Origin of the sequence: Streptomyces sp. NPDC050448, from assembly GCF_040655295.1 — a bacterium.
Taxonomy (GTDB): Bacteria; Actinomycetota; Actinomycetes; order Streptomycetales; family Streptomycetaceae; genus Streptomyces.
Genome location: NZ_JBFAJR010000005.1, coordinates 182,615 through 206,221 on the forward strand (window position 1 = coordinate 182,615; position 23,607 = coordinate 206,221).

Genomic DNA, 23,607 nt, shown 5'->3' on the forward strand with positions numbered 1-23,607 from the left:
TCAGGAGGGCCGACCATGTCTCTCAACAGCCAGAACTGGGGAGAGTCTCCGGATAATATCACCCAGACGCCACCTCCATCCTCCCTTCTTGAAGAAGTCGAGAAGAGTGTGTCGGCCGAGCTAGAGAGGGCTCAGGGGCTGATCATTCCAGATTGGGCATCGGTGGCGATCAATATCGAGCCTTCTGCGATACCCAGAGAGACAGCAGATCCGCGTCGAATAATTGAAGTAATCGAGCGAGAATTTAATTGCACCTACGACATCTCCAAGGTGGCCGCAATAAATCCCCAGGTTCCCGACATTACGGCACTGGCTCACGAAATCAAGACAGACCAAATCGTCCACTTCAATGGCGGGTGGATCCAATACCGAGGCCTTGATCGCGTCACGATGATAGATAATTTCAGTTTCGGCCAACAAACACTCGCGGCCACGGTAAAGGGAACCACGGAAGAGGCTTCCTACGTCTGCGGACGACTAGCCAGTCTTCTATGGGAGGCGGCCGGCGTGCCCCGAAAATGGGACGAGATCGCCCCTTTGGCGGAGGCTCACGCATACCGAACCTCTACGATGGTGGATCTAGGTATCCCCCTGCTAAGTCTCCTCTCGCCCACATTTCACGAATTCATGATGAAGTTTTGCTCACCTAACGGGGACGCTAAGAGTATGGGTTCGTTTGGCTCTCGCACCGCTAAATACAACTTCACCCCACTGGCGGTAGCCTATTGCCGGGAGATCGACCTGCAAATCGCCCTATTTGATGAGACTTCAGGCGTCCAAGAAGAATGCACATTCAATCTGCTGCTGCACAGCCGTCCGGATGCAAATCGCTCTCGCGTCAAGGTTATGAGCGAATTGGAGTCTTCTAAGCACAGCGACGTGGTCCTGGCGCTCATAAAGAAGCTCAGGGCTGCTGACGCAGCCGCTAAGACGTAATCGGTCCCTCAGGTAGGACGGAGATCCGCGATCTGGATGACGCCGCAGTTTTGTTAACAACGCCTAACGGGGCAGCAGAGAGGTCCGCGGGCGCTGCACCGATTTGGTCGCATCCTATCCAGGCTGGATCGAGCGGGATCGGGGCGCCGTACGGCTGTCCCGCAAGGCCTTTAGGGCGAGCCAGTCACGCCTGGACATTTTCGGTCGGCTGATCCAGTTGCTGCTGCCGCTTACGCTGGTCATTCTTCAAGGTCTCAACTCGCTCCGTAAATTCAACGAGCGATTCCTCATCGTTGCCGCCTGCCGAATACCTACCTACGCCGAGAGTGACGCTATCGTATTCCTCTTCGATGGCGTCAGCAGTCTGCTGCAGATAAAAACTACGTTCTCGAAATTTGAAATAACCCGTAAAACCCGCCGAGATTCCGACAATGAAGCTTGTGGCCACGGTGATCCACTTGTAAGGTGGCGGCGCATCTGCCAGGCCTGCTACCGTCGAGGTCGCCAAGGAACCGATGATAATCGCAGCTTGGAAAGCGTTGTGCACTCGCCGATAACGCATCCCTTCTGACCTATACTGCTCAATCACGCTCGGCACGGTTTCGCGATAGACGTGCCGACGAACATTTGCGGCGAGCGTGTGCTCGGCCGCCGAGAGTCGCTTCCTCTCAATCTCTAGCTCTAGATCCAGCTTGAGGCCCGCAACATGATCAGCCTCCCATTCGCCCTTCCGTATCCAGACCAGATCGGTACTGCGCGCATGGATTAAAATCGCAATGATCAAGAGTGCAACAAGAATAGGAACGCAAGCAATATTTATGCGCGCAAGATCGATCTTGCGCCAGGCGGCAATATTGCCGATCAGCAGCAGCACAAAAAGCGCCGGCGCAGAAGAGAACACCGCCACGAGCGTGAACCGCCTCCAGCGACCTAGTCGAATTTTCTGGCGCAGGTCAAGAATCTTTCGATCCTGCGCTAGCAAACGCTCGATCGCATGTGCAGCAGCACCGGTATCAGCCACCACTGTCCTCCCCCATGGCGCAGCCAATCGCTCCGCCGATCATAGAGAGCTCTGCAAGGCGAATCATGCGTCCTGCTGCATCCGGCAGGCTCAGCTGCCCGGCTGACGGAGGTTCTCCCTCCGGTGAATGCACGGTGGCGTGGGTGCAAGTCAGAAGGTAACCGGACAGAAGTTGCAGGTCAGGCTGGTTGCATTGAACGACAGAGTCGGTCTCTTCTAAGCACTTGGCCGCAGGTTCGAGTCCTGCCGGGGGCACTCTTCACGCCTCACCCCAAGCCCTCCCCCCGGGGAGGGCTTTCGTACAGGTCGGCGGCGGCTCGGAGGCTCAGCTTGCGCTCATGCCGCGGGCCGGCCAGTGGCCGGATTCCGTGTGCAGGGCATTGATCTTCCGTGACGCCTTCAGGGCGAGGTAGTCGGTCCGGCCGTCCTCCACCGTGGAGGTGCACGAGCCCTTGTCCAGGGTCAGGCTGCGCGGCAGGTCTTCCGGGTCGGCCCCGAATGCGTACCGGACCGCCTCCGCGCCCTCGAAGACCTTTCGGAAGTAGACGAGTCCGGCCACTGCTCCCTCAACCCCACCCTCTCGACGCCGTTTCGGTGCCACCCAGTGTGCACCTGCGGGAGGATGGGGGGATGACGGACGGATCCCGTGACCGTGCCCGCTCGTTCAGCTCGGCGGCCGGGCGGTATGGCGACCACCGGCCCTCGTATCCGGCCGCGCTCCTCGACGCCGTGGAGGAGCTCGCCGGGTTCGCGCTCGCCGGGGCGCGGGTCGCCGATGTCGGGGCGGGGACCGGTATCGCGACGGCCCTGTTGCACGCCCGAGGGGCCCGGGTGGTCGCCGTCGAGCCGGGCGAGGGGATGGCCGCGGAGTTCCGCCGCCGCAACCCGCGGGTCCCGCTCGTACGCGGGGACGGCGACCGGCTGCCGTTCGCGTCGGGTTCCCTCGACCTCCTGACGTACGCGCAGTCGTGGCACTGGACCGACCCGGCCCGCTCCGTCCCCGAGGCCCTGCGCGTGCTGCGGCCCGGCGGAGCGCTGGCCGTCTGGTCCAACGACCCGGACGTCGGCGTCGGGTGGATCGCCGACCAGCAGGCGCGGATCGAGAAGGGCTTCGGCCCCGGCTGGTACATCAACGAACGCCCCCGCTCACAGGACGGCGTGGAGTTCACCACCCGGCTGCTGCGCTGGTCGCGCCGGATCACGGTCGACGCCCACCTGGCCAAGCTGTCGACGCACTCCCTCTTCCTGATCGGCGCACCCGGTACGGATGACTTCCTCGCCGCCGAGCGTGACCGGCTCCACGTGCTGTTCCCCGATGGCCGGCTCACCGAGCACTACGTGGTCGAGCTGAGCCTCGCGCGGGCGCCCTGGCCGAAGCGGCACTGTACGGAGCACGTGTGAACGCGAGAAGGGGGCGCACAAGGGAGCGCAGAACGTGACCGGTCCCGCCCGACGGGGGTGCGGGCGGGACCGGAGATCAAGGGGGGACAGGGTTGATCACGGGACGGCTCAGGCGGCGGGCGCGTCCTCCGGGGAAACACCGAAGGCCTTGACGGCCTGGTAGTAGGTCCACGCGGTGCTGTCGCAGGAGGTCTTCTTCACACCCGAGTACGCCGAGCAGACCCGCTTCAGATCCGCGTAGAGGGCGTCGTCCACCCGAGCCTTGTTGGCCGGAAACACACCTGCGGCCTTGTAGTTGCGGTAGCCGAAGTCGTGGCGGGCGCAGGCCGTCTGGAAGGGGAACCCGAAGGGGTTGTCGGGCGAGGAGGAGCAGTAGTCCGTCGACCAGTCGAAGCCGTACGCCGCCCAATTGCCCTGGTTGCCGCGCGCCGCGACCCAGGCGTTGTAACTGGCGGCGCTGGTCTGCGTCCAGCTGCTGAGCACCTGCGGCCTGTCGGCCGGGGCCGCCGACGCGGGGGACGCGAAGACGAGTACGCCGGCCGCGGCCACGGATGCGAGGACAGGAGCGAGACGTCGGCGCATGACATTCCTCCAGGACGAGGGGGGGCCGCCCGGGGTAACCCCCGGTACGGCGTCTGGGTCCACCCTCGGGGCACGTCCTATTGCCGCCCCATAACACCGCTATAACGCCCACTCGCCGCTCCGGTGTCGGGTTGGCCGGCGGGTCAGGACCGCGTCCTTTCCGTCAGTTGGCCCGCAGGGGGCGCCGGCAGGCTTGGTGTCACTGCGCGTTGACGGCCTCCGGCGGGCTCGGGCGGGCTGTGCGGCGGGCCTGGTCCGGCCGGCCGGACCGGGCCAGGCAGCTCTCAGGTAGGACGCGGTGTCAGACTTCCGGCAGATGCAGGGTTCGTCCTGCGGAGGGACGCGCGGCGGGATGCGACGGCCGAGACTGGATTACATGAACCGCCGTCCCCTCGCCATCGCCGCCGCCATCGTGGGAGTCCTCGCCACCGCCGCCTTCGCGCTGCCCAATCTCCCGCCCAACCCGCTGACCGACTCCATCAACGACCGGGTCTTCAAAGAGAAGAGCAAGCACTTCGCGACCGCCGCCGACGCGCCGACCCGCGGAGCGCCGGCCTACACGCTGCCGTCCTGGGTGCCCAAGGACGCCACCGACATACGCATACGCGTGCGCACCACCGGCGAGGCCAGACTGATCCGCTTCACGCTCGGAGCGACCCCGCTGGACGGCCCGCAGTGCACCGCCGGCACGCCGAAGGACCTGGGCGGGCGGCAGCTGAGCGCCAAGTGGTGGCCGCACGGCACCCGGGCCGAGGAACGGCCCGAGTGCCGGGACTTCTACCAGTACCAGGTCGCCGTGCGCGGCAAGCAGGTCTACGCCTGGACCGACGGGACCCCCTCGCCGGGGGCGAAGACGCAGGACGGCAGCCCGGCGGCCGCCCACGCACGCAGCCGCGGCTAGCAGCCGCGGCCGGTTCCGGCTCCGCTTCCGCTTCCGCTTCCGGTTCCGGTTCCGGTTCCGTTCTAGTCGCGGGTGAGTGCGGCCGCGGTGGCCCGGGCGAAGGCCTCCGGGTTGTCGAGCATGATGTTGTGCCCGCAGTCCGGGACGGGCACCACGGACACCCCGGCGGCCTCCAGGGCCTCGGCTCCGGCGAGGGGCCCGTCGGCCGCGGGCAGCAGGTAGCTGCGCGGGATCTCCAGCTCCAGCAGCAGCTCGCGCATGGGCGGCGTCGTGCCGGCCGCGAGGTGTACGGCGGTGCGGTGCAGGGCCGTACGGTCGGCCAGCCGCATGGTGGACCACCAGTGCGCACCGACCCGGTCGCGTACCTCGGCCCAGCCGCCTGCCAGGAACTCCTCCTCGGTGTAGGAGGCGATCCCGCTGCTGCCGGCGGTGCGGGGGACGATCGGCACCGGGTCCAGGTTGGCGTCGACGAGCACCAGCCGGGAGACGAGCCGGGGGTGCCGGTGGGCGAGCGCGATGGCGACGGCGCCGCCCATGCTGTGGGCGATCAGCTCTACCCCGCGGACACCGGCCGCGTCGAGGGCGGCGGCGAGGGTGTCGGCATGTGCTTCGAGGGTGTACGCGAAACCCTCGGGCCGGTCGCTGTGCCCGTGCCCCAGCAGGTCGACCAGCAGCGACCGGCGGCCCGCGAGCAGCGGGTGCACGGCGCTCGCGGCGAAGTAGGCGGGCGAGGTCGATCCCAGCCCGTGCACGTACACCCGCGCGGGCTCCTCACCGGGCAGCTCGACCCAGCGGATCCGGTCATCTTCCGGCGTGACGGCGGCACTTCGCATCCTGCGCTCCCTTGATCGACGAGAGGACGAGACTAACCAGGGCCGCCTCGAGCACCTGGTCTACCCTCGTCGGGTGAGTACGTACGTGAACCGACTCGGCGAGGACCTGCCGCAGACCGGCGCGGTCCCGACGGGGACGGCCGTGACGGTGTGGTCCCTGGACACCACCCTCGACGTGGTCGGCGGCCACCGGATCGACGAGGCGCTGCCGCTCCTCGACGCGAACGAACGGGAGCGGGCCAGGCGGCTGTTGCGGGCCGGGGACCGGCACCGGTACCTCGCCTCCCACGTGGGGCTGCGGGTGCTGCTCGGCGGCTACCTCGGGCTGGCCCCGCAGGACGTCACCCTGGTCCGGGAGGACTGCCCGTGCTGCGACGGCCCGCACGGGCGGCCGGCGGTGACGGGAGGCGCGGTGCAGTTCTCGCTCTCGCACAGTGACGACCTCGCGTACCTCGCGTTCGCGGGGGCACCGGTCGGGATCGACGTGGAGGGGATCCCGAGCGCGGCGGCGGTGGAGGACGTGCTGAACACCCTGCATCCGGCGGAGATCGCGGAGCTCTCCGCGCTGCCCGCGGCGGAGCGGCAGGGGGCGCTGGCCCGCCTGTGGTCGCGCAAGGAGGCCTACTTCAAGGGCACGGGCACCGGCCTGGCCGCGGGCCTGGCCGACCCGTACGTCGGCTCGGGCCCCCACCCGGCGCCCGTCCCGGGCTGGCACCTGACGGACCTTCCGGCGCCGCCGGCCTACGCGGCGGCCCTCGCCCTCCGCACCTGACCCGCACGCACGAGTTCGCCGACATCGAGGCGCGGCGCCCGCGGCGACGTTCGCCACGCCGTGTCAAAATCACGGTCGCCGCTGGTCATGCGCCCATTATCGTGGCGGCCATGGACATCCGCCCCGCCCGTACCGTCGCCGAACTCCAGGCCGCGGAGGGGCTCTTCGACGGCCCCGCCCGACTCGACTGGTCCGAGCGCTTCCTCTGCGCGCCGGGACACCTGATGCTCATCGCCTACGTCGACGACATCCCCGCCGGCATGGTCTCCGGGGTCGAGATGAACCACCCCGACAAGGGCACCGAGATGTGCCTGTACGAGCTCTCCGTCGACGAGGGCTACCGGCGCCGCGGCATCGGCCGCGCCCTGACCGAGGCCCTCGCCGCCGAGGCCAAGGCGCGCGGCTGCTACGGCATGTGGGTGGGAGTCGACACCGGCAACGAGGCCGCCCTCGCCACCTACGCCTCCGCCGGCTCCCGCGACGAGGCCGTCTTCGCCATGCGCGGCTGGCCCCTCTCCGGCTAATCCGTCCGGTGGCGTGTCGTGCGCCCACTCGGCGCACCCTCCGCGCGCCCGGCCCGCACCTCGCCGAGCATCGCCGCATGACCGCACTCACCGCGCTGCTCCCGGCCGCCGCCCTGCTGGCGGCGGCCACCGCCCTGCCGCCGCACCCCGCACTCGCCGCCGCCGACCGCGCCGAAACCGCCACCGCCCCGTACGTCGTGGTCCTCAAGGACACCGCCTCCCGCGCCCCGACCGGCGCCCTGGCCGCCGAGGCCGCGGGCTCCGGGGACCAGGTGGGGGCCGTCTACGACACCGTCCTCAGCGGCTTCGCCGTCCGCACCACCGCCGCCCGCGCCGCGGCCCTCGCCGCAGACCCCCGGGTGGCCTCGGTGGAGCCGGACGCCGAGTTCCGGATCAGCGACGCGCAAAGCCCGGCGCCCTGGCCGCTGGACCGGATCGACCAGCGCGATCTCCCGCTCGACGGCTCGTACACGTACGCCGCCACCGCGCGGGGCGTCACCGCGTACGTCGTCGACACCGGGATCAACACCGGGCACCAGGAGTTCGGGGGGCGGGCCCGGGTCGGCTACAACGGGGTGTTCCTGGAGAGCTCCACCGACTGCAACGGCCACGGCACGCACGTCGCGGGAACCCTGGGCGGGGCGACGTACGGGGTCGCGAAGGGGGTCTCCCTCGTCGGCGTCAAGGTCGCCAACTGCAAGGGGTCCGCGACCCTGACGTCCATCCTGGGCGGCCTGGAGTGGATGGTGAAGGACGCCGCCGCGGCCCCCGGCACCCCCGCCGTGGCCAACATGAGCATGGGCGGCACGCGCAGCTACGCCCTGGACGCGGCGGTGACGCGGGCGGTCGCCGCCGGGATCACCTTCACCGTCGCCGCCGGCAACGGCGCCGACGACGCCTGCACCGGCTCCCCCGCCGCCGTCCCCGTGGCGGTCACGGTCGGCGCGGCCGACGCCGCGGACCAGTGGGCTCCGTTCTCCAGCCGCGGCAGCTGCGTGGACCTCGCCGCGCCGGGCGTGTCCGTCACCTCGGCCTGGAAGGGCGGGGCGACCGCCCTCGCCCGCGCCTCCGGCACCTCCATGGCGGCCCCGCACGCGGCGGGCGTCGCCGCGCTGATCCTCGCGGAAGGCCTCGCCGCGGGCGGTACCGCCAAGACCCCCGCCGAGGTCTCCGACGCGCTGGTGCGGGGCGCCGTACCGGACCACCTCACCGGAGTCCCGGCCGGCACCGCCAACCTGCTGCTGCACGTCCCGGCGGCCGCCCCCTAGCGGGCCCGCCCCACCGCCCGGCCGTCGGCGTCCCCGCTCCCCCGCCGCCGGCCGGATCGCCATGTGACCTCGTCAGTCGCCTGTCGGCACCCCACCCATCCCACCCGTTCCGCACCCCGTCAACCCTGACCTGATGGGACATCAATTTCTGTGTGCTTCGGGCGAAAGCAAGTCATTGACTTCTCATCACCGCGACGCGTCAATGTCGGCCACCGCACCGGCTCGGCCTCCCCCACACAGCGGGTGGGGGGAGGGGTTCGTCTGACGAAGGAGTCGCGACCCAGTGAGTACAACGTTCCGACGAAGAGTCCTGGCCGGGGTGGGCACCCTGTCCCTCGCGCTGACGGGCGGCGTGGTGGGACTGACCGGCACCGCACAGGCGGCGACCGTGACCACCCCCGTCTTCGAGAACTGCGACGCCCCGGCACCGCAGGCGGACGGTTCGGGCAACCAGAACTACACGATCACCGTGCCCGGCCAGGCCAAGGCCGGCGACGTCGTCCCGATCACGATCGACCCGGGTGCGAGCCCGCTCGTCCCCGGCTTCTCCGTCACGACGGTGAACACCACCAAGATCACCCTCAAGGTGGGGGCGACCACCCAGGTGGTCACCAGCCCGCCCGAGACCGTCAGCGTCGTCGCCGGCACCCCGCTCGACCCGAAGGCCTTCTCCGGAACCGTCAAGATCCCGGACGGCACCGAGGGGACCACGGTCGACATCAAGCTCGACCTGGCGGTCACCGACGCGGACCTCAGCGGTTCGGTGTTCACCACGACCTGCACCCCGGCGCCCCGGCCGAGCGCCACCATCGGCTCGGTCGCCGTCGAGGCCCTGCCCAAGGACCCGGTCACCACCAAGCTGACGCCCAACAGCGGCAAGGCCGGCACGGCCGTCGTCGTGGGCGGCGCCAACTTCCCGGCCGGCCCGGTCACCTGCTCCGCCCTCCTCGCGGGCGCGGCGACCGGTGACACCGGCACCGGTACGGCGGATGCGACCGGCGCCGCCACCTGCAACATCACCGTCACCAAGAAGGCCGACGCCCTCAAGATCGACGGCTCGGTCACCCCGTACAAGTCCTTCGTGTACCTGGAGGACCAGGCGGGCGTGAAGAACCCGGTCGACATCGAGGTCCTCCCCGGCCCGCTGGCACTCGGCCCGAAGGACGGCCAGCCGGCCGTCGCCTTCCCCTCGGTCACCATCAACGGCAAGGCCCAGTCGGTGGTCGGCGTGTTCAACGCCGCGACCGTCCAGGACTTCCGCGGCGGCACGCTCGGCTGGGACGTGACGGCGACCCGTACGCCGTTCCTGAACCAGACGACCGGCCACTCGATGGCGAAGGCGCAGATCGGCATCCAGCCGTCCTGCACCGTGACCAACCCGGACAGCCCGAGCACCTGCACCGCGGGCACGCCCGGCGCGATCTCCGAGACCCCGATGAAGGTGGCCTCGCAGGCCGCCGGCGGGGACGAGCTGACCGGCGGTGAGTTCGCCGTCGGCGGCGCCGGGATGATCCAGCTCCCGCCGTTCATGTTCGCCGACACCTACCAGACGGTCGTCACCTTCTCGATCGCCTGATCCGGCAGGAGCAGCGCAACCCGGGGTGGGGGGGGGGGGGGGCGCGGGCCCGCCCCCCCCCCCCCCCCCCCCCCCGCGCCCCCCCCCCCCCCCCCCCCCCCCCCCCCCCCCGCGGGGGCGCGGCGCGCCCCCCCCCCCCCCCCCCGCCCCTTCGCCATCGACCCCGCGTTCCGCGCCCCGCGCCCCCGCGCCCCCGCGCCGACTGGAGAGCCGCCCATGCGCCCCCGCCCCCGCCCCCGTACCCGCGCTTCTGCGTACGGTCCGCTCCTCGCCCTGTTGCTGCTGGTCGCGAGCCTGCTCCTGCCGGCCGCGACGGCGACGGCCGCGGACAACGGCACCTGGGGGGTGTTCCCGACGCCCCCGGCCGGCGCCGCGATGACCGACCGCGCGTACTTCTTCCACCAGGGGGCGGCCGGGACCACGGTCAGCGACAGCGCGACGATCCTGAACTCCTCCGACAGGGAGCTGACCTTCCAGATCTTCGCCACCGACGCGGTGAACACCCCGGCCGGCGGGGCCTTCGCGCTGCTGCCGGCGGACCGCAAGCCCAAGGACGTGGGGGCGTGGATCGCGCTGCCGCCCGAGACGGCGACCACGGTGACCGTGCCGCCCAGGGGCCGCAAGGACATCCCGTTCACGGTGAAGGTCCCGCAGGACGCGACGCCCGGCGACCACGTCGGCGGGATCGTCGCCCTCAACACCGCCGTGGAGGGCATCCGGCAGGAGGGCAAGGTCCAGGTCGGCGTGAAGCGGCAGGTCGGCTCCCGGCTGTACTTCCGGGTGCCGGGGCCGGTGACGGCGGGGCTGAGCGTGGAGGACGTGAAGGTCAGCCGGTCCGCGCCGCTGCTGCCGTGGGTCAAGGAGGCCCGCGCCACGATCTCGTACACGCTGGTCAACCGGGGCAATGTGGTCGTCGAGCCCAGGGTGGCGGTGTCCGCCGAGGGGCTGTTCGGCCGCACGGTGCTCGACCGGAAGGCCCGCGAGCTGAAGCTGGTGCTGCTGCCGGGCCAGCGGATCGAGCTGACCGAACCCTGGGCGGACGCACCGCAGTCGGACTGGGTCACCGTGCGGATCTCGGCCGGGGCGACGGCCTACCCGGACCTGGCCTCGGACTCCGAGGCGGAGTTCATCGCCGTGCCGTGGCCCGCCGCCGGCGCGCTGCTCGTCCTGGCGGGCGCCGTGCTCACCCTCCTGGTCCTGCGCCGCCGCCGCGGCCCACGGTCCGCGGACGACAGCGAACAGGACGAGCCCGCGGCGGACCTGGCCGGGACCCGCTGACCGGCCCGGGTGTGCCACGGCTCGCGCTGCCGCTCCCCGACGGCCCCCGGGCGTGCGGGCGGCGGGGGACGTCCGGTCCCTGTTCCGGACCGGGGGAGCCGGAACGGAACTCGCCCCCCCGCGCGAGGGTTGCGGGGGGCGAGCCGGTCCTGGGGTCCTGCGGTCAGTGGTTGCGCGGGAACCCGAGGTCCACGCCCACCGGGGCCTCGGACGGGTCGGGCCAGCGGGTCGTGACGACCTTGCCGCGGGTGTAGAAGTGGATGCCGTCGTTCCCGTAGATGTGGTGGTCGCCGAAGAGCGAGTCCTTCCAGCCGCCGAAGGAGTGGTAGCCCACCGGCACCGGGATCGGCACGTTGACCCCGACCATGCCGGCCTCGATCTCCAGCTGGAAGCGGCGGGCGGCGCCGCCGTCGCGGGTGAAGATCGCGGTGCCGTTGCCGAACGGCGAGGCGTTGATGAGCGCCACGCCCTCCTCGTAGGTCTCGGCGCGCAGCACGCACAGCACCGGCCCGAAGATCTCGTCGCGGTAGGCGTCGGAATCGGTCTTGACGTTGTCCAGCAGCGACAGGCCGATCCAGTGCCCCTCCTCGAAGCCGTCGACCGTGTACCCCGTACCGTCCAGGACCACGTCGGCGCCCTGGTCGGCCGCGCCCTTCACGTACGAGGCGACCTTGTCGCGGTGGGCGGCGGTGATCAGCGGGCCCATCTCGGAGGTCGGGTCGTTGCCCGGGCCGATCTTGATCTTCTCGGCGCGCTCGCGGATCTTCTCCACCAGCGTGTCGCCGATGGAGCCGACGGCGACGACGGCGGAGATCGCCATGCAGCGCTCGCCGGCCGAGCCGTAGGCGGCCGAGACCGCCGCGTCGGCGGCCGCGTCCAGGTCGGCGTCCGGCAGCACCAGCATGTGGTTCTTGGCGCCGCCCAGGGCCTGGACCCGCTTGCCGTGGGCGGAGGCGGTGGTGTGGATGTGGCGGGCGATCGGGGTCGAGCCGACGAAGGAGACGGCCGCGATGCCGGGGTGGGCGAGCAGTGCGTCGACGGCGACCTTGTCCCCGTGGACGACGTTGAGCACACCGGCCGGCAGACCGGCCTCGGACGCCAGCTCGGCCAGCTTGTTGGCGGCCGACGGGTCCTTCTCGCTCGGCTTGAGGATGAAGGTGTTTCCGCAGGCCACGGCCAGCGGGAACATCCACATCGGGACCATCGCGGGGAAGTTGAACGGGGTGATGCCCGCGACCACGCCCAGCGGCTGGCGGATCGAGGAGACGTCGACCCGGTTCGAGACGGAGGTCGACAGCTCGCCCTTGAGCTGCGTGGTGATCCCGCAGGCCAGTTCGACGATCTCCAGGCCGCGCGCGACCTCGCCCAGCGCGTCCGAGTGCACCTTGCCGTGCTCGGCGGTGATCAGCTCGGCGATGGCGTCGCGGTTGGCGTCCAGCAGGGCGCGGTAGGCGAACAGCACCTTGGTGCGGGCGGCCAGCGAGGACTGGCCCCAGGTCTGAAAGGCCTCCTGGGCGACCCGTACGGCCGCGTCGACCTCATCGGCCGACGCGAGGGCGACCTGCGTGGTGACCTCGCCGGTGGCCGGGTCGGTGACCGGGCCGTAGTTGCCCGACGCGCCCTCGACGGTCTTGCCACCGATCCAGTGGTTGACGGTCTTCATTGCCTTGCTCCTTCACAGATGGCGACGTCGCTGCACGGCTTGCCGGTCGTACTCTTCGCGGGCCGCGTTCGCCGACGCACGGGTCGCGGTCTCGGCCACAGGAACATCCCACCACGCCTGTGCCGGGGGCGGGCCCGACACAGTGTCGGGTGTTCGGGTCTGTGCGTAGACACATGTGGGACGGTCCGCCTCACGCGCTTCGGCGAGGGCTTTCCGCAGGTCACTGATGGTGCGGGTGCGGATCACGGCCATCCCCAGGGAGGCTGCGTTGGCCGCGAGGTCCACCGGCAGGGGCGCGCCGGTGTACGAACCGTCGTCCGCCCGGAAGCGGTATGCGGTCCCGAAGCCCTCCCCGCCCACGGCCCCGGAAAGGCCGCCGATGGAGGCGTAGCCGTGGTTGTCGAGGATCACCACCTTGATCGGGATCCCCTCCTGCACGGCCGTGACGATCTCGGTCGGGTTCATCAGGTACGTCCCGTCGCCGACCAGCGCCCACACCGGGCGGCCGGGCGCGGCGAGTGCGGTGCCGATCGCCGCCGGGATCTCGTAGCCCATGCAGGAGTACCCGTACTCCACGTGGTACTGGTCGACCGAGCGGGCCCGCCACAGCTTGTGCAGGTCCCCGGGGAGCGAGCCGGCGGCGTTGACCAGGATGTCGTCGGCGCCGACGACGGCGTCGAGCAGCCCGAGCACCTGGACCTGCGTCGGGGCGGCGTCCTCGTCGGCGGCCGCGTAGGCCCGGTCGACCAGCCGCTCCCAGCTCCGTTTCCTCTCTTTGTACGTCGTCTCGTACGCGGGGTCCACGCGGTACCCGGCAGCCGCGTCCCGGAGGTCTTCCAGGCCCACCCGCGCGTCGCAGACCAGCGGCCGGGCGGCGAGCTTGTGGGCGTCGTACGGGTCGAGGTTGAGCCCGAGGAACCGGACGGCGGGGTTCTGGAACAGGGTCGAGGAGGCGGTGGTGAAGTCCGTCAGCCGGGTCCCGGCGGCGATGACCAGGTCGGCGCCGCGGGCCAGCTCGTCGGCGGTGGCCGTCCCGGTGTGCCCGATGCCGCCGACATCGGCGGGGTGGTCGTACGGGAGCACCCCCTTGCCCGCCTGTGTGCAGGCGACCGGGATCCCGGTGGCCTCGGCGAACTCCGCCAGCGCGGCCTGGGCCGCGCTGTGCCGGATCCCGCCGCCGGCGACGATCAGCGGGCGCGCGGAGCCCCGTACGGCCGCGGCGGCCTGCGCGAGCTCCGCCCGGTCGGGCCGGGGCCGGCGTACGCCCCACACGCGCTCGGCGAAGAACTCGGCCGGCCAGTCGTACGCCTCCGCCTGGACGTCCTGCGGCAGCGCCAGGGTCACCGCGCCGGTCTGCACGGGGTCGGTGAGCACCCGCATCGCCTGGAGGGCGGCCGGGATCAGCGCCTCGGGGCGGGTGATCCGGTCGAAGTGGCGGGAGACGGGCCGCAGGGTGTCGTTGACGGAGAGGTCGCCCGCGTACGGCACCTCGAGCTGTTGCAGCACGGGATCGGCGGGCCGGGTGGCGAAGGTGTCGCCGGGCAGGAGCAGGACGGGGATCCGGTTGATCGTGGCGAGGGCGGCCCCGGTGACGAGGTTGGTGGCGCCGGGCCCGATCGAGGTGGTGACGGCGTGTGCCGAGAGCCGCCCGCACTGGCGGGCGTACCCGACGGCGGCGTGCACCATGGCCTGCTCGTTCCTCCCCTGGAGGAACGGCATCTCCCGCGGGCCGCTCTCGAGGAGGGCCTGCCCGATGCCGGCGACGTTCCCGTGCCCGAAGATCCCCCAGGTGGCGGCGATCAGCCGGTGGCGGCGGCCGTCGCGCTCGGTGTACTGGCGCGCGAGGAAGCGGACGAGGGCCTGCGCGACGGTGAGCCTCATCGGGTCTCGTCCTCCGCTCGGTGGAAGGGCAGCCGGGGGTCGGCGTCCTGGCCGGTCCAGGTGTCCCGGATCCAGCCGTGGTCGGGGTGGTCCCGGATCAGCCACTCCCGGGGCTGGCCCGGGGGCCCGGCCATGACGTTGAGGTAGTACATGTCGTGCCCGGGCGCGGCGATGGACGGCCCGTGCCAGCCGTCCGGGATGAGCACCGCGTCGCCCGTCCTCACCTCCGTGAGGATGTCGGTCTTCCCCGCGGGGGAGGGGCTGACACGCTGGTAGCCGAGGCCGGGGGTGTCCCCGTGCGGGGCGATCTCGAAGTAGTAGATCTCCTCGAGGCGGGACTCCCGGCCGGGGTGGAACTCGTCGTGCTTGTGGGGCGGGTACGAGGACCAGTTCCCGCCGGGGGTGAGGACCTCGACGGCGATGAGGCGGTCGCAGTCGAAGACGCCGGCGGCGGCGAAGTTGTTGACCTGGCGCGTGCACGGGCCGGCCCCGCGGATCTCCACCGGGACGTCCCGGGCGGCCCCGTACCGGGCCGGCAGCACGGTGTCGCACCGCGCCCCGACGAGCGCGAACCGCCCCCCGGCGGCGGACCCGATCTGGGCTTCCCCACCTCGGGGGAGGTATGCGAAGTCGGTCACGGCCGTGAACACGCTCTCGCGCCCCCGCAGTTCGAACACCGAGACCGGTGGCCCTCCGGGGCCGGGAGAAGGCTCCGCGCAGCGGACCACGCAGCCCCCGGCCAGCGGAAGGACGATCCACTCGTGGTCCGCGCACCCGTGCGCATACGTCTCGCCCGGGGCGAGGTCCAGCACCCGCAGCGCGGTGAACGCCATCTCGTGCGACGCGGTCACCGTCACGACTCCAGCACCTCCTCGACCTCCTTGGCGTACGGCATCGCCGCCGAGCACGCCAGCCGTGACGCCACGATCGCCCCCGCCGCATTGGCGTAGCGGATCACCCGCTCCAGGTCCCAGCCCGCCAGCAGCCCGTGGCACAGCGCCCCGCCGAACGCGTCCCCCGCGCCCAGCCCGTTCACCACCTCCACCGGCACCGGCGGAGCTTCCGCCGCCGTTCCGTCCCGCCGCATCGCCAGTACCCCGTCCGGCCCCCGTTTCACCACGGCCAGTTCCGCCCCGGCCGCCAGCAGTGCCCGCGCCGCGGCCCGCGGTTCGGACTCGCCCGTCGCGATCGCGCACTCCTGCGCGTTGCCGACCGCCACCGTCGCGAGGCCCAGCGCCTGCGCGTACGGGTCCCCCGGGTCGCCCTCCCACAGCATCGGCCTCCAGTCGAGGTCGAAGACGGTGATCCCGGACCTCGCGCGCGCCTCCAGCGCGGCCAGGGTGGCGGACCGGCTCGGCTGCGCGCTCAGGCCCGTCCCCGTCATCCAGAACACCCGCGCGGCCCGTACCGCCGCCAGGTCCAGTTCCCCCGGCTCGATCTCCAGGTCGGGGGCCTTCGGCAGCCGGTAGAAGTAGAGGGGGAAGTCGTCCGGCGGGAAGATCTCGCAGAAGGTGAGCGGGGTCGGGTAGCGCGCCGTCTCCCCCACCCACCGGTCGTCCACCCCGAACCCGCGCAGCTCGGCCCGCAGATAGGTCCCGAAGGGGTCCGCTCCGGTCTTGGTGATCACCGCCACCCGCCGGCCCAGCCGGGCCGCCGCGACGGCGACGTTGGCGGGCGAGCCGCCCAGGAACTTCCCGAAGGTGTCCGCCTCCGCCAGCGGTACGCCCGTTCTCAGGGGGTAGAGATCCACCCCGATCCGCCCCATCGTGATCAGGTCGAACGCGACATCGTCCGCGGTGGTCACAGGCAGTCCTCCCACTCGTCTCGCACCCTAAGGTGGCCGTCATGACGTCCTCCCCGCCCGCGTTGACCCGTATCCGCATCGGTTCGGCTCCGGACTCCTGGGGTGTCTGGTTCCCGGACGATCCGCTGCAGACGCCGTGGGACCGATTCCTCGACGAGGTCGCCGATTCCGGGTACGAGTGGATCGAGCTCGGCCCGTACGGCTACCTCCCCACCGCCCCCGCCCGCCTCGCCGAGGAGACCGCCAAACGGGGTCTGCGCGTCAGCGCGGGCACCGTCTTCACCGGACTCCATCACGGGCCCGGCGTCTGGGCGGACACGTGGGAGCACGTGTCGCGGATCGCGGCGCTCACGCAGGCCACGGGCGCGGGCCACCTCGTCGTCATTCCCTCGTTCTGGCGGGACGACAAGACCGGCGAGGTGCTGGAGGACAGGACCCTCACCCCCGCCCAATGGCGTGAACTGACCACGCAGACCGAGCGCCTGGGCCGCGAGGTCCAGGACCGGTACGGGCTGCGGATCGTCGTCCATCCGCATGCGGACACGCACATCGACACCCCGGAGAACGTGGCCCGCTTCCTGGACGCCACCGACCCGGACCTGGTCTCGCTGTGCCTGGACACCGGGCACTACGCGTACTGCGGCGGCGACAGCGTCCAGGCCATCGAGACCTTCGCCGAGCGGATCGGCTACCTCCACCTCAAGCAGGTCGATCCGCGGATCCTCGCCGAAGTCGTCGCGGAGCAGCTGCCCTTCGGACCGGCCGTGGCTCGCGGGGTGATGTGCGAACCGCCGTCCGGGGTGCCCGCGCTGGAGCCCGTGCTCGCGGCCGCCCAGCGGCTCGGCGTGGACCTCTTCGCGATCGTGGAGCAGGACATGTACCCGTGCCCGCCCGACCGGCCGCTGCCGATCGCCCGCCGCACCCGCGCCTACCTGCGCTCCTGCGGCGCCCGCTGACTCCCCGGAGGGAACACGACATGAGCACGCTGGGCATCGCCGTCATCGGGACGGGGAAGATGGGCGCCGACCACGTCCGCCGGATCGGGCGGACGGTGGGCGGGGCCCGGGTGACGGCCGTGGCCGATCCGGACGGGGACCGGGTCAAGGCGGTCGCGGCGGCTCTGGACGGTGCGAGCGCGCACACGGATCCGGCGGCCGCGATAGCCGCACCCGGGGTGCAGGCCGTACTGATCGCCTCCCCGGGGCCCGCCCACGAGGAGGCGATCCTGCGGGCCCTGGAGCGGGAGTTGCCGGTGCTGTGCGAGAAGCCGCTGACCCCGGACCCGGCGGGGGCGCTGCGGGTGATGGAGGCGGAGCAGCGGCTGGGCCGGCGTCTGGTGCAGGTGGGGTTCATGCGGCGGTTCGACGCCGAGTACGAGCGGCTCAAAGAGCTGCTGGACGCGGGCGGGATCGGCCGGCCCCTGTTCCTGCACTGCCGGCACCGCAATGCCTCCTCGCCCTCCTTCTTCACCAGCGACATGCTGATCAGCGACTCCGTCGTGCACGAGGTCGACGCGGCGCGCTGGCTGCTCGGGCAGGAGATCACGGCGGTGTCCGTGCTCTCCCCGACGCCCACCTCGGCGGCCCCCGAGGGGCTGCGCGATCCCCGGCTGGTCCTGCTGGAGACCTCGGGCGGGGCGATCGTCGACGTGGAGATCTTCGTCAACTGCGGTTTCGGCTACGAGGTCCGGTGCGAGGCGGTCGGCGAGTCCGGGAGCGCCCAGATCGGCGAAGGGCAGGCGATGGTCGTCCGGTCCGCGGGCCGCAGCTACGGGGAGATCGCCCAGGACTTCACCGTGCGCTTCGCCGACGCGTACGACCGCCAGCTGCGGCGCTGGGTGGCCGCGGCCGCGCAGGGCCGGGTGGCCGGGCCCGACGCGTGGGACGGCTACGCGGCGGCCGCCGTCTCCGCGGCGGGGCTCACTGCCGCGCACAGCGGGGCACGGACCCCCGTGGAGCTGGTGGAACGGCCGGCCCTGTACCGCTGAGCCGCCCTCCCGCCCGCTCCTGCCCCCGCTCCGCTGGGAGGTGCCCCCGTCCAGGGGCACCCGTTGTGCCGTATCTGTCACAGACGTCACCCTTGCGTCACAGATGTCCGCGCTACACAGGTTTTGCGTCACAGCCGGACAACAGCCCCTCCCCCGCCTTCGCCCTCCGTCGTTCTCCGGGCACAACCCGATTGATCGTCTGTGTCCACGTTTCGGCTCCCCCGACGGCCTCCCGGCCGGCCCCGCGCCGTGGACAAGGAGGTGTCGTGGATGAGCGACAGACAGCTGTGGTCGTACAAGGAGATCGCCGCCCACATCCGGGTCCAGCCGGACACGGTGCGCTCGTACCGCAAGCACGGGCTGCTCCCCGCTCCCGACCACGTGGAAGGCGTCAAGCCGTACTGGTACGCCGACACGATCCGCGCCTGGGTGGCCCGCCGCCCCGGCAACCGGGGCCGCCGCGAGGACTGACCCCGACGGCCGCGGCCCCGGCTGCGGACGAGACCGCCTGGCCCCGTCCGCGAAGGCGGCCGCGGCGCCGTCCGCCGCCGCGCCTAGCGGCTGCCCGCGAGAAGTGCGCGTACTGCGACCCGGGCCCGGAGCTCACCGGCCCGTTCACCCGCCCCACCCTCGCTGACCCGGCCCCCCGGACCGGCCCCCGCCGGCCGGCCGGCATCAGGAACCGGCCGGAAAGGGCGGCGAACACTCGCGTTGATACCCCCTAGGGGTATAGTCTCCAAGAGTCGGGAGGACGGTGGTGCGATACCGCCGCCCCCCGGCGACCGGATACGCCCCTGAAGAGGAGAACGACATGACCGCCGAGACGGCAACCCAGACCACCACCGTCTACCGGGTGACCGGCATGACCTGCGGCCACTGCGAAGGCGCGGTGACCACGGAGATCTCCGCCCTGCCGGGCGTCAGCTCGGTCAAGGCCGTCGCCGCGACCGGCGAGGTCACCGTGGTCTCCGCCGCCCCGCTCGCCGACGAGGACGTCCGCGCCGCCGTGGACGAGGCCGGGTACGAGTTCGCCGGCCAGACCGTCTGAAGCCCCCTCTCCTTCGCAGTACCCCGCCGGGTCGTACCGGCCAGCTCATACTGGTCCCGCACGACCCGGCCCTCCCCCTGGAGCCGGACATGAGCAGCAGCACAGTGCACGACGGGCCCATAGCGGCGGCCGAAGCCGCCGAGGTCGAGCTGAGCATCGGCGGGATGACCTGCGCCTCCTGCGCCGCACGCATCGAGAAGAAGCTGAACCGGATGGACGGGGTCACCGCCACGGTGAACTACGCCACCGAGAAGGCCCGCGTCTCGTACGGCAGCGGAGTCCACGTCGCCGACCTGATCGCGACCGTCGTCAGGACCGGGTACACCGCCGAGGAGCCCCCGCCGCCGGAACCGGAACCGGAGGCCGGGCAGACCGGGGCCGCGCAGACCGAGGCGCCGAGGGACCCCGAACTGGCCTCGCTGCGCCAGCGGCTGCTGGTCTCCGCCGCGCTGGCCCTCCCCGTCGTGCTGCTCGCGATGGTCCCGGCCCTCCAGTTCGACAACTGGCAGTGGCTCTCGCTGACCCTGGCCGCCCCCGTGGTCGTCTGGGGCGCCCTCCCCTTCCACAAGGCCGCCTGGACCAACGCCCGGCACGGCGCCGCCACCATGGACACCCTGGTCTCGGTCGGCACGCTCGCCGCCTTCACCTGGTCGCTGTGGGCCCTGTTCTTCGGGCACGCCGGGATGCCGGGCATGCGGCACAGCTTCGACTTCGCCGTCTCCCGTACGGACGGCTCCTCCGCGATCTACCTGGAGGTCGCCGCCGGCGTCGTCAGCTTCATCCTGCTCGGCCGCTACCTGGAGGCCCGCTCCAAGCGGAAGGCCGGCGCGGCCCTCAAGGCCCTGCTGGAGCTGGGCGCCAAGGACGTCGCCGTCCTGCGCGGCGGCAGCGAGGTACGGATCCCCGTGGCGCAGCTCGCCGTCGGCGACCGGTTCGTCGTACGCCCCGGCGAGAAGATCGCCACCGACGGCACGGTCGTCGAGGGCGGCTCCGCCGTGGACGCCTCCATGCTGACCGGCGAGTCGGTCCCGGTCGAGGTCGGCGTGGGCGACTCCGTCACCGGCGCCACCGTCAACACCTCGGGCCGTCTCGTCGTCGAGGCCACCCGGATCGGCGCCGACACCCAGCTCGCCCGGATGGCCAGGCTCGTCGAGGACGCACAGAACGGCAAGGCCGAGGTGCAGCGCCTCGCCGACCGGATCTCCGGGGTCTTCGTGCCGGTCGTGCTGGTACTCGCGCTCGGCACCTGGGTCACCTGGCTGCTGATCACCGACAACCCCACCGCCGCCTTCACCGCCGCCGTGGCCGTCCTGATCATCGCCTGCCCCTGCGCCCTGGGCCTGGCGACCCCGACCGCGCTGATGGTCGGCACCGGGCGGGGCGCGCAGCTCGGCATCCTGATCAAGGGCCCCGAGGTGCTGGAGTCCACCCGCCGCGTCGACACGGTCGTCCTCGACAAGACCGGCACGGTCACCACCGGCCGGATGACCCTGTCCGGCGTGCACACCGCCGCCGGTACGGACGAGCGCGAGCTGCTCCGCCTCGCGGGCTCGCTGGAGCACGCCTCCGAGCACCCGATCGCCCGGGCCATCGCCACCGGAGCGGCCGAGAGGACCGGCTCCCTGCCGGTCCCGGAGTCCTTCGCGGCCCCCGGTTCCTTTGAAAACGTCGCCGGGCTCGGCGTCCAGGGCGTCGTGGACGGCCACGCCGTCCTGGTGGGCCGCGAGCAGCTGCTGGCCGACTGGTCGATCGCCCTGCCCGCCGGCCTCGCCGAGGCCAAGGCGGCCGCCGAGGCCGCGGGCAGCACCGCCGTCCTGGTGGCCTGGGACGGGGCGGCACGGGGGGTCCTGACCGTGGCCGACGCGGTGAAGGAGACCAGCGCCGAGGCGGTGTCCCGGCTGCGCGCGCTCGGCCTGACCCCGGTTCTGCTGACCGGCGACAACAAGGCCGTGGCCGAGACGGTGGCCCGCGAGGTGGGCATCGACGAGGTGATCGCCGAGGTGCTCCCGCAGGACAAGGTGGACGTCGTACGCCGGCTCCAGGCGGAGGGCCGTACGGTCGCCATGGTGGGCGACGGGGTCAACGACGCGGCCGCGCTGGCCCAGGCCGACCTGGGCCTGGCCATGGGCACCGGTACCGACGCCGCCATCGAGGCGGGCGACCTGACCCTCGTACGCGGAGACCTGCGGGTGGCGGCGGACGCGATCCGGCTCTCCCGCCGGACCCTGGCCACCATCAAGGGCAACCTGTTCTGGGCGTTCGGCTACAACGTGGCGGCCCTGCCGCTCGCGGCCGCGGGCCTGCTCAACCCGATGATTGCGGGGGCTGCGATGGCGTTCTCCTCCGTTTTCGTGGTGAGCAACAGCCTCCGGTTGCGATCCTTCCGCTGATGGATCTTCTCCGCAGTCTGCGCACACTTCCTTCACGGGAGACGCAGATCACAGTGATTGCAACGTAACCATCTGGCACTGCAGTGGGTCTAATGGGGCGATGCCGGGAACGTCTTGGGGGACGTTCACGGGGGTCTTGGGGGACGTCCGGGGCATCAGCCGGCCGGGACGCGTGCCCAACGGGGTGCTTTGAGCGGCCCTCCCGACCCGTACGGGTCCCGGCAGACACCCATTGGAGCGCACCGCGTGTGCGCTCCTCGCCGACGCCCCGGCTCGGGTCCCGTGGGGGGAATCCGTTCCGGGGAAAGGAAAGCGCCCCGACCGTCGACCCGTGGGGGGATCGACGGCGGGGCGCTTTTCGCTTGCCTGGGGGCCTTTCGCCCGACGGGAGGCGTCGGCCGAAGGCCTCGGTTGAGCCTCGGGTCAGCGGGCCTCGACCGGGACGAAGTCGCGCAGGACCTCGCCGGTGTAGATCTGGCGCGGACGGCCGATGCGGGAACCCGGCTCCTTGATCATCTCGTGCCACTGGGCGATCCAGCCGGGAAGGCGGCCGAGCGCGAAGAGCACGGTGAACATCTCGGTCGGGAAGCCCATGGCCCGGTAGATCAGACCGGTGTAGAAGTCCACGTTCGGGTAGAGGTTGCGGGAGACGAAGTACTCGTCGGCCAGCGCGTGCTCTTCCAGCTTGAGCGCGATGTCGAGCAGTTCGTCGCTCTTGCCGAGCGCCGAGAGGACGTCGTGCGCCGCCGCCTTGATGATCTTCGCCCGGGGGTCGAAGCTCTTGTAGACGCGGTGCCCGAAGCCCATGAGGCGGACGCCGTCTTCCTTGTTCTTCACCTTGCGGATGAAGGCGTCGACGTCGCCGCCGTCGTTCTTGATGCCCTCGAGCATCTCCAGAACGGACTGGTTGGCGCCACCGTGCAGCGGACCCCACAGGGCCGAGATGCCGGCGGAGATCGAGGCGAACATGTTCGCCTGCGAGGAGCCGACCAGGCGCACGGTGGAGGTCGAGCAGTTCTGCTCGTGGTCCGCGTGCAGGATCAGCAGCTTGTCGAGCGCCGAGACCACGACCGGGTCCAGGTCGTACTCCTGGGCCGGCACGGAGAAGGTCATGCGCAGGAAGTTCTCGACGTAGCCGAGGTCGTTGCGCGGGTAGACGACCGGGTGGCCGACCGACTTCTTGTACGCGTACGCCGCGATCGTCGGCAGCTTGGCCAGCAGCCGGATCGTCGAGAGGTGGCGCTGCTGGTCGTCGAACGGGTTGTGGCTGTCCTGGTAGAACGTCGACAGCGCGCTGACCACGGAGGACAGCATCGCCATCGGGTGCGCGTCGCGCGGGAAGCCGTCGTAGAACCGCTTGACGTCCTCGTGCAGCAGCGTGTGCTGGGTGATCTCGTTGCGGAACGACGCGAGCTGGTCGACGGTCGGCAGCTCACCGTTGATCAGCAGGTACGCGACCTCGATGAAGGTCGAACGCTCGGCCAACTGCTCGATCGGGTAACCGCGGTAGCGCAGGATGCCCTGCTCACCGTCGAGGTAGGTGATCGCGGACTTGTAGGCGGCGGTGTTGCCGTATCCGCTGTCCAAGGTGACGAGCCCGGTCTGGGCCCTCAGCTTCGAGATGTCGAAGCCCTGGTCACCGACGGTGCTTTCGACCACCGGGTAGGTGTATTCACCGTCCGCGTACCGGAGTACTACAGAGTTGTCGCTCACGTCATCCCTCACCGACGTAGTGCCTCTTC

At 71.3% G+C, this 23,607-nt stretch carries 22 protein-coding genes; 13 read left to right on the forward strand and 9 right to left on the reverse strand.

Annotation, left to right across the window (positions count from 1 at the left end):
- Nucleotides 1–15: 15 nt before the first annotated feature.
- Nucleotides 16–936, forward strand: coding sequence for a hypothetical protein (locus tag AB0I68_RS09235; protein ID WP_363176586.1), 921 nt, complete (start codon nt 16–18; stop codon nt 934–936).
- Between the two features lie 184 nt (nt 937–1,120).
- On the opposite strand, the gene AB0I68_RS09240 is transcribed toward AB0I68_RS09235, so the two are convergent.
- Both AB0I68_RS09240 and AB0I68_RS09245 read right to left on the reverse strand, forming a co-directional pair.
- Nucleotides 1,121–1,957 (reverse strand): DUF4231 domain-containing protein, encoded by an 837-nt coding sequence (locus AB0I68_RS09240; RefSeq protein ID WP_363176587.1) that lies wholly within the window; start codon nt 1,955–1,957, stop codon nt 1,121–1,123.
- A 325-nt stretch (nt 1,958–2,282) separates the two neighbouring features.
- Nucleotides 2,283–2,516 (reverse strand): hypothetical protein, encoded by a 234-nt coding sequence (locus tag AB0I68_RS09245; RefSeq protein ID WP_363176588.1) that lies wholly within the window; start codon nt 2,514–2,516, stop codon nt 2,283–2,285.
- Between the two features lie 71 nt (nt 2,517–2,587).
- On the opposite strand from AB0I68_RS09245, the gene AB0I68_RS09250 reads away from it, so the two are divergent.
- Complete coding sequence (locus AB0I68_RS09250) at nt 2,588–3,358, forward strand: methyltransferase domain-containing protein (RefSeq protein ID WP_363176589.1); 771 nt, start codon at nt 2,588–2,590, stop codon at nt 3,356–3,358.
- Nucleotides 3,359–3,466: 108 nt separating this feature from the next.
- On the opposite strand, the gene AB0I68_RS09255 is transcribed toward AB0I68_RS09250, so the two are convergent.
- The gene (locus tag AB0I68_RS09255) at nt 3,467–3,940 is read right to left on the reverse strand and encodes a phospholipase (RefSeq protein ID WP_363176590.1); all 474 of its coding nucleotides are present in this window, start codon (nt 3,938–3,940) and stop codon (nt 3,467–3,469) included.
- A gap of 376 nt (nt 3,941–4,316) precedes the next feature.
- On the opposite strand from AB0I68_RS09255, the gene AB0I68_RS09260 reads away from it, so the two are divergent.
- Entirely contained in the window at nt 4,317–4,841 is a 525-nt protein-coding gene (locus AB0I68_RS09260) for a hypothetical protein (RefSeq protein ID WP_363176591.1), read from the forward strand.
- Between the two features lie 62 nt (nt 4,842–4,903).
- Here the strand turns inward: AB0I68_RS09260 and AB0I68_RS09265 are convergent, their stop codons facing one another.
- Nucleotides 4,904–5,674: an alpha/beta hydrolase gene (locus AB0I68_RS09265; protein WP_363176592.1), complete on the reverse strand. Its 771-nt coding sequence runs from the start codon at nt 5,672–5,674 to the stop codon at nt 4,904–4,906.
- 73 nt (nt 5,675–5,747) lie between these two features.
- Here AB0I68_RS09265 and AB0I68_RS09270 point away from each other — a divergent pair, with 73 nt between their 5' ends.
- From AB0I68_RS09270 to AB0I68_RS09290, 5 genes are all read left to right on the forward strand, one after another.
- Nucleotides 5,748–6,446, forward strand: a complete 699-nt coding sequence (locus AB0I68_RS09270) for a 4'-phosphopantetheinyl transferase superfamily protein (RefSeq protein WP_363176593.1) — start codon at nt 5,748–5,750, stop codon at nt 6,444–6,446.
- Between the two features lie 110 nt (nt 6,447–6,556).
- Nucleotides 6,557–6,970 (forward strand): GNAT family N-acetyltransferase, encoded by a 414-nt coding sequence (locus AB0I68_RS09275; RefSeq protein ID WP_363176594.1) that lies wholly within the window; start codon nt 6,557–6,559, stop codon nt 6,968–6,970.
- A 77-nt stretch (nt 6,971–7,047) separates the two neighbouring features.
- Entirely contained in the window at nt 7,048–8,238 is a 1,191-nt protein-coding gene (locus tag AB0I68_RS09280) for a S8 family peptidase (protein ID WP_363176595.1), read from the forward strand.
- Nucleotides 8,239–8,521: 283 nt separating this feature from the next.
- The gene (locus AB0I68_RS09285) at nt 8,522–9,814 is read left to right on the forward strand and encodes a hypothetical protein (protein WP_363176596.1); all 1,293 of its coding nucleotides are present in this window, start codon (nt 8,522–8,524) and stop codon (nt 9,812–9,814) included.
- A gap of 216 nt (nt 9,815–10,030) precedes the next feature.
- Nucleotides 10,031–11,092: a DUF916 domain-containing protein gene (locus AB0I68_RS09290; RefSeq protein WP_363176597.1), complete on the forward strand. Its 1,062-nt coding sequence runs from the start codon at nt 10,031–10,033 to the stop codon at nt 11,090–11,092.
- A gap of 163 nt (nt 11,093–11,255) precedes the next feature.
- Here AB0I68_RS09290 and AB0I68_RS09295 read toward each other — a convergent pair whose 3' ends face one another.
- Genes AB0I68_RS09295 through iolC form a run of 4 tightly spaced genes read right to left on the reverse strand, consistent with a single transcriptional unit; the run spans nt 11,256 to nt 16,440 of the window.
- Nucleotides 11,256–12,755 (reverse strand): CoA-acylating methylmalonate-semialdehyde dehydrogenase, encoded by a 1,500-nt coding sequence (locus tag AB0I68_RS09295; RefSeq protein ID WP_363176598.1) that lies wholly within the window; start codon nt 12,753–12,755, stop codon nt 11,256–11,258.
- A gap of 12 nt (nt 12,756–12,767) precedes the next feature.
- Complete coding sequence (gene iolD, locus AB0I68_RS09300; RefSeq protein WP_363176599.1) at nt 12,768–14,636, reverse strand: 3D-(3,5/4)-trihydroxycyclohexane-1,2-dione acylhydrolase (decyclizing); 1,869 nt, start codon at nt 14,634–14,636, stop codon at nt 12,768–12,770.
- Entirely contained in the window at nt 14,633–15,469 is an 837-nt protein-coding gene (gene iolB, locus AB0I68_RS09305; RefSeq protein WP_363176723.1) for a 5-deoxy-glucuronate isomerase, read from the reverse strand. Before iolB ends, iolD begins: the two co-directional genes overlap by 4 nt.
- A 20-nt stretch (nt 15,470–15,489) precedes the next feature.
- On the reverse strand, nt 15,490–16,440 hold the full coding sequence (gene iolC / locus AB0I68_RS09310) for a 5-dehydro-2-deoxygluconokinase (protein WP_363176600.1): 951 nt from the start codon (nt 16,438–16,440) through the stop codon (nt 15,490–15,492).
- Between the two features lie 41 nt (nt 16,441–16,481).
- Between iolC and AB0I68_RS09315 the strand changes: the two genes are divergently transcribed.
- The 5 genes from AB0I68_RS09315 to AB0I68_RS09335 all read left to right on the forward strand — a co-directional run bounded on the left by AB0I68_RS09315 (nt 16,482) and on the right by AB0I68_RS09335 (nt 21,865).
- On the forward strand, nt 16,482–17,396 hold the full coding sequence (locus AB0I68_RS09315) for a sugar phosphate isomerase/epimerase (protein ID WP_363176602.1): 915 nt from the start codon (nt 16,482–16,484) through the stop codon (nt 17,394–17,396).
- Between the two features lie 20 nt (nt 17,397–17,416).
- Nucleotides 17,417–18,427, forward strand: a complete 1,011-nt coding sequence (locus tag AB0I68_RS09320; RefSeq protein WP_363176603.1) for a Gfo/Idh/MocA family oxidoreductase — start codon at nt 17,417–17,419, stop codon at nt 18,425–18,427.
- A 270-nt stretch (nt 18,428–18,697) separates the two neighbouring features.
- Entirely contained in the window at nt 18,698–18,898 is a 201-nt protein-coding gene (locus AB0I68_RS09325) for a MarR family transcriptional regulator (RefSeq protein WP_363176604.1), read from the forward strand.
- 340 nt (nt 18,899–19,238) lie between these two features.
- The gene (locus AB0I68_RS09330) at nt 19,239–19,475 is read left to right on the forward strand and encodes a heavy-metal-associated domain-containing protein (RefSeq protein WP_363176605.1); all 237 of its coding nucleotides are present in this window, start codon (nt 19,239–19,241) and stop codon (nt 19,473–19,475) included.
- Between the two features lie 89 nt (nt 19,476–19,564).
- A complete protein-coding gene (locus AB0I68_RS09335; protein ID WP_363176606.1) occupies nt 19,565–21,865 on the forward strand; it encodes a heavy metal translocating P-type ATPase in 2,301 nt (766 codons plus the stop codon).
- 423 nt (nt 21,866–22,288) lie between these two features.
- Here the strand turns inward: AB0I68_RS09335 and AB0I68_RS09340 are convergent, their stop codons facing one another.
- Nucleotides 22,289–23,578, reverse strand: a complete 1,290-nt coding sequence (locus tag AB0I68_RS09340) for a citrate synthase (protein WP_363176607.1) — start codon at nt 23,576–23,578, stop codon at nt 22,289–22,291.
- Nucleotides 23,579–23,607 lie beyond the last annotated feature (29 nt).

What these genes read in the sequence shown, in the direction of transcription:
- AB0I68_RS09255 (WP_363176590.1), bottom strand. Translation starts at nt 3,940, where the DNA reads ATGCGCCGACGTCTCGCTCCTGTCCTCGCATCCGTGGCCGCGGCCGGC.
- AB0I68_RS09325 (WP_363176604.1), top strand. Translation starts at nt 18,698, where the DNA reads ATGAGCGACAGACAGCTGTGGTCGTACAAGGAGATCGCCGCCCACATC.
- AB0I68_RS09260 (WP_363176591.1), top strand. Translation starts at nt 4,317, where the DNA reads ATGAACCGCCGTCCCCTCGCCATCGCCGCCGCCATCGTGGGAGTCCTC.
- AB0I68_RS09275 (WP_363176594.1), top strand. Translation starts at nt 6,557, where the DNA reads ATGGACATCCGCCCCGCCCGTACCGTCGCCGAACTCCAGGCCGCGGAG.
- AB0I68_RS09335 (WP_363176606.1), top strand. Translation starts at nt 19,565, where the DNA reads ATGAGCAGCAGCACAGTGCACGACGGGCCCATAGCGGCGGCCGAAGCC.
- AB0I68_RS09250 (WP_363176589.1), top strand. Translation starts at nt 2,588, where the DNA reads ATGACGGACGGATCCCGTGACCGTGCCCGCTCGTTCAGCTCGGCGGCC.
- AB0I68_RS09315 (WP_363176602.1), top strand. Translation starts at nt 16,482, where the DNA reads ATGACGTCCTCCCCGCCCGCGTTGACCCGTATCCGCATCGGTTCGGCT.
- AB0I68_RS09265 (WP_363176592.1), bottom strand. Translation starts at nt 5,674, where the DNA reads ATGCGAAGTGCCGCCGTCACGCCGGAAGATGACCGGATCCGCTGGGTC.
- AB0I68_RS09320 (WP_363176603.1), top strand. Translation starts at nt 17,417, where the DNA reads ATGAGCACGCTGGGCATCGCCGTCATCGGGACGGGGAAGATGGGCGCC.
- AB0I68_RS09330 (WP_363176605.1), top strand. Translation starts at nt 19,239, where the DNA reads ATGACCGCCGAGACGGCAACCCAGACCACCACCGTCTACCGGGTGACC.
- AB0I68_RS09235 (WP_363176586.1), top strand. Translation starts at nt 16, where the DNA reads ATGTCTCTCAACAGCCAGAACTGGGGAGAGTCTCCGGATAATATCACC.
- AB0I68_RS09290 (WP_363176597.1), top strand. Translation starts at nt 10,031, where the DNA reads ATGCGCCCCCGCCCCCGCCCCCGTACCCGCGCTTCTGCGTACGGTCCG.
- AB0I68_RS09280 (WP_363176595.1), top strand. Translation starts at nt 7,048, where the DNA reads ATGACCGCACTCACCGCGCTGCTCCCGGCCGCCGCCCTGCTGGCGGCG.
- iolB (WP_363176723.1), bottom strand. Translation starts at nt 15,469, where the DNA reads ATGGCGTTCACCGCGCTGCGGGTGCTGGACCTCGCCCCGGGCGAGACG.
- iolD (WP_363176599.1), bottom strand. Translation starts at nt 14,636, where the DNA reads ATGAGGCTCACCGTCGCGCAGGCCCTCGTCCGCTTCCTCGCGCGCCAG.
- AB0I68_RS09295 (WP_363176598.1), bottom strand. Translation starts at nt 12,755, where the DNA reads ATGAAGACCGTCAACCACTGGATCGGTGGCAAGACCGTCGAGGGCGCG.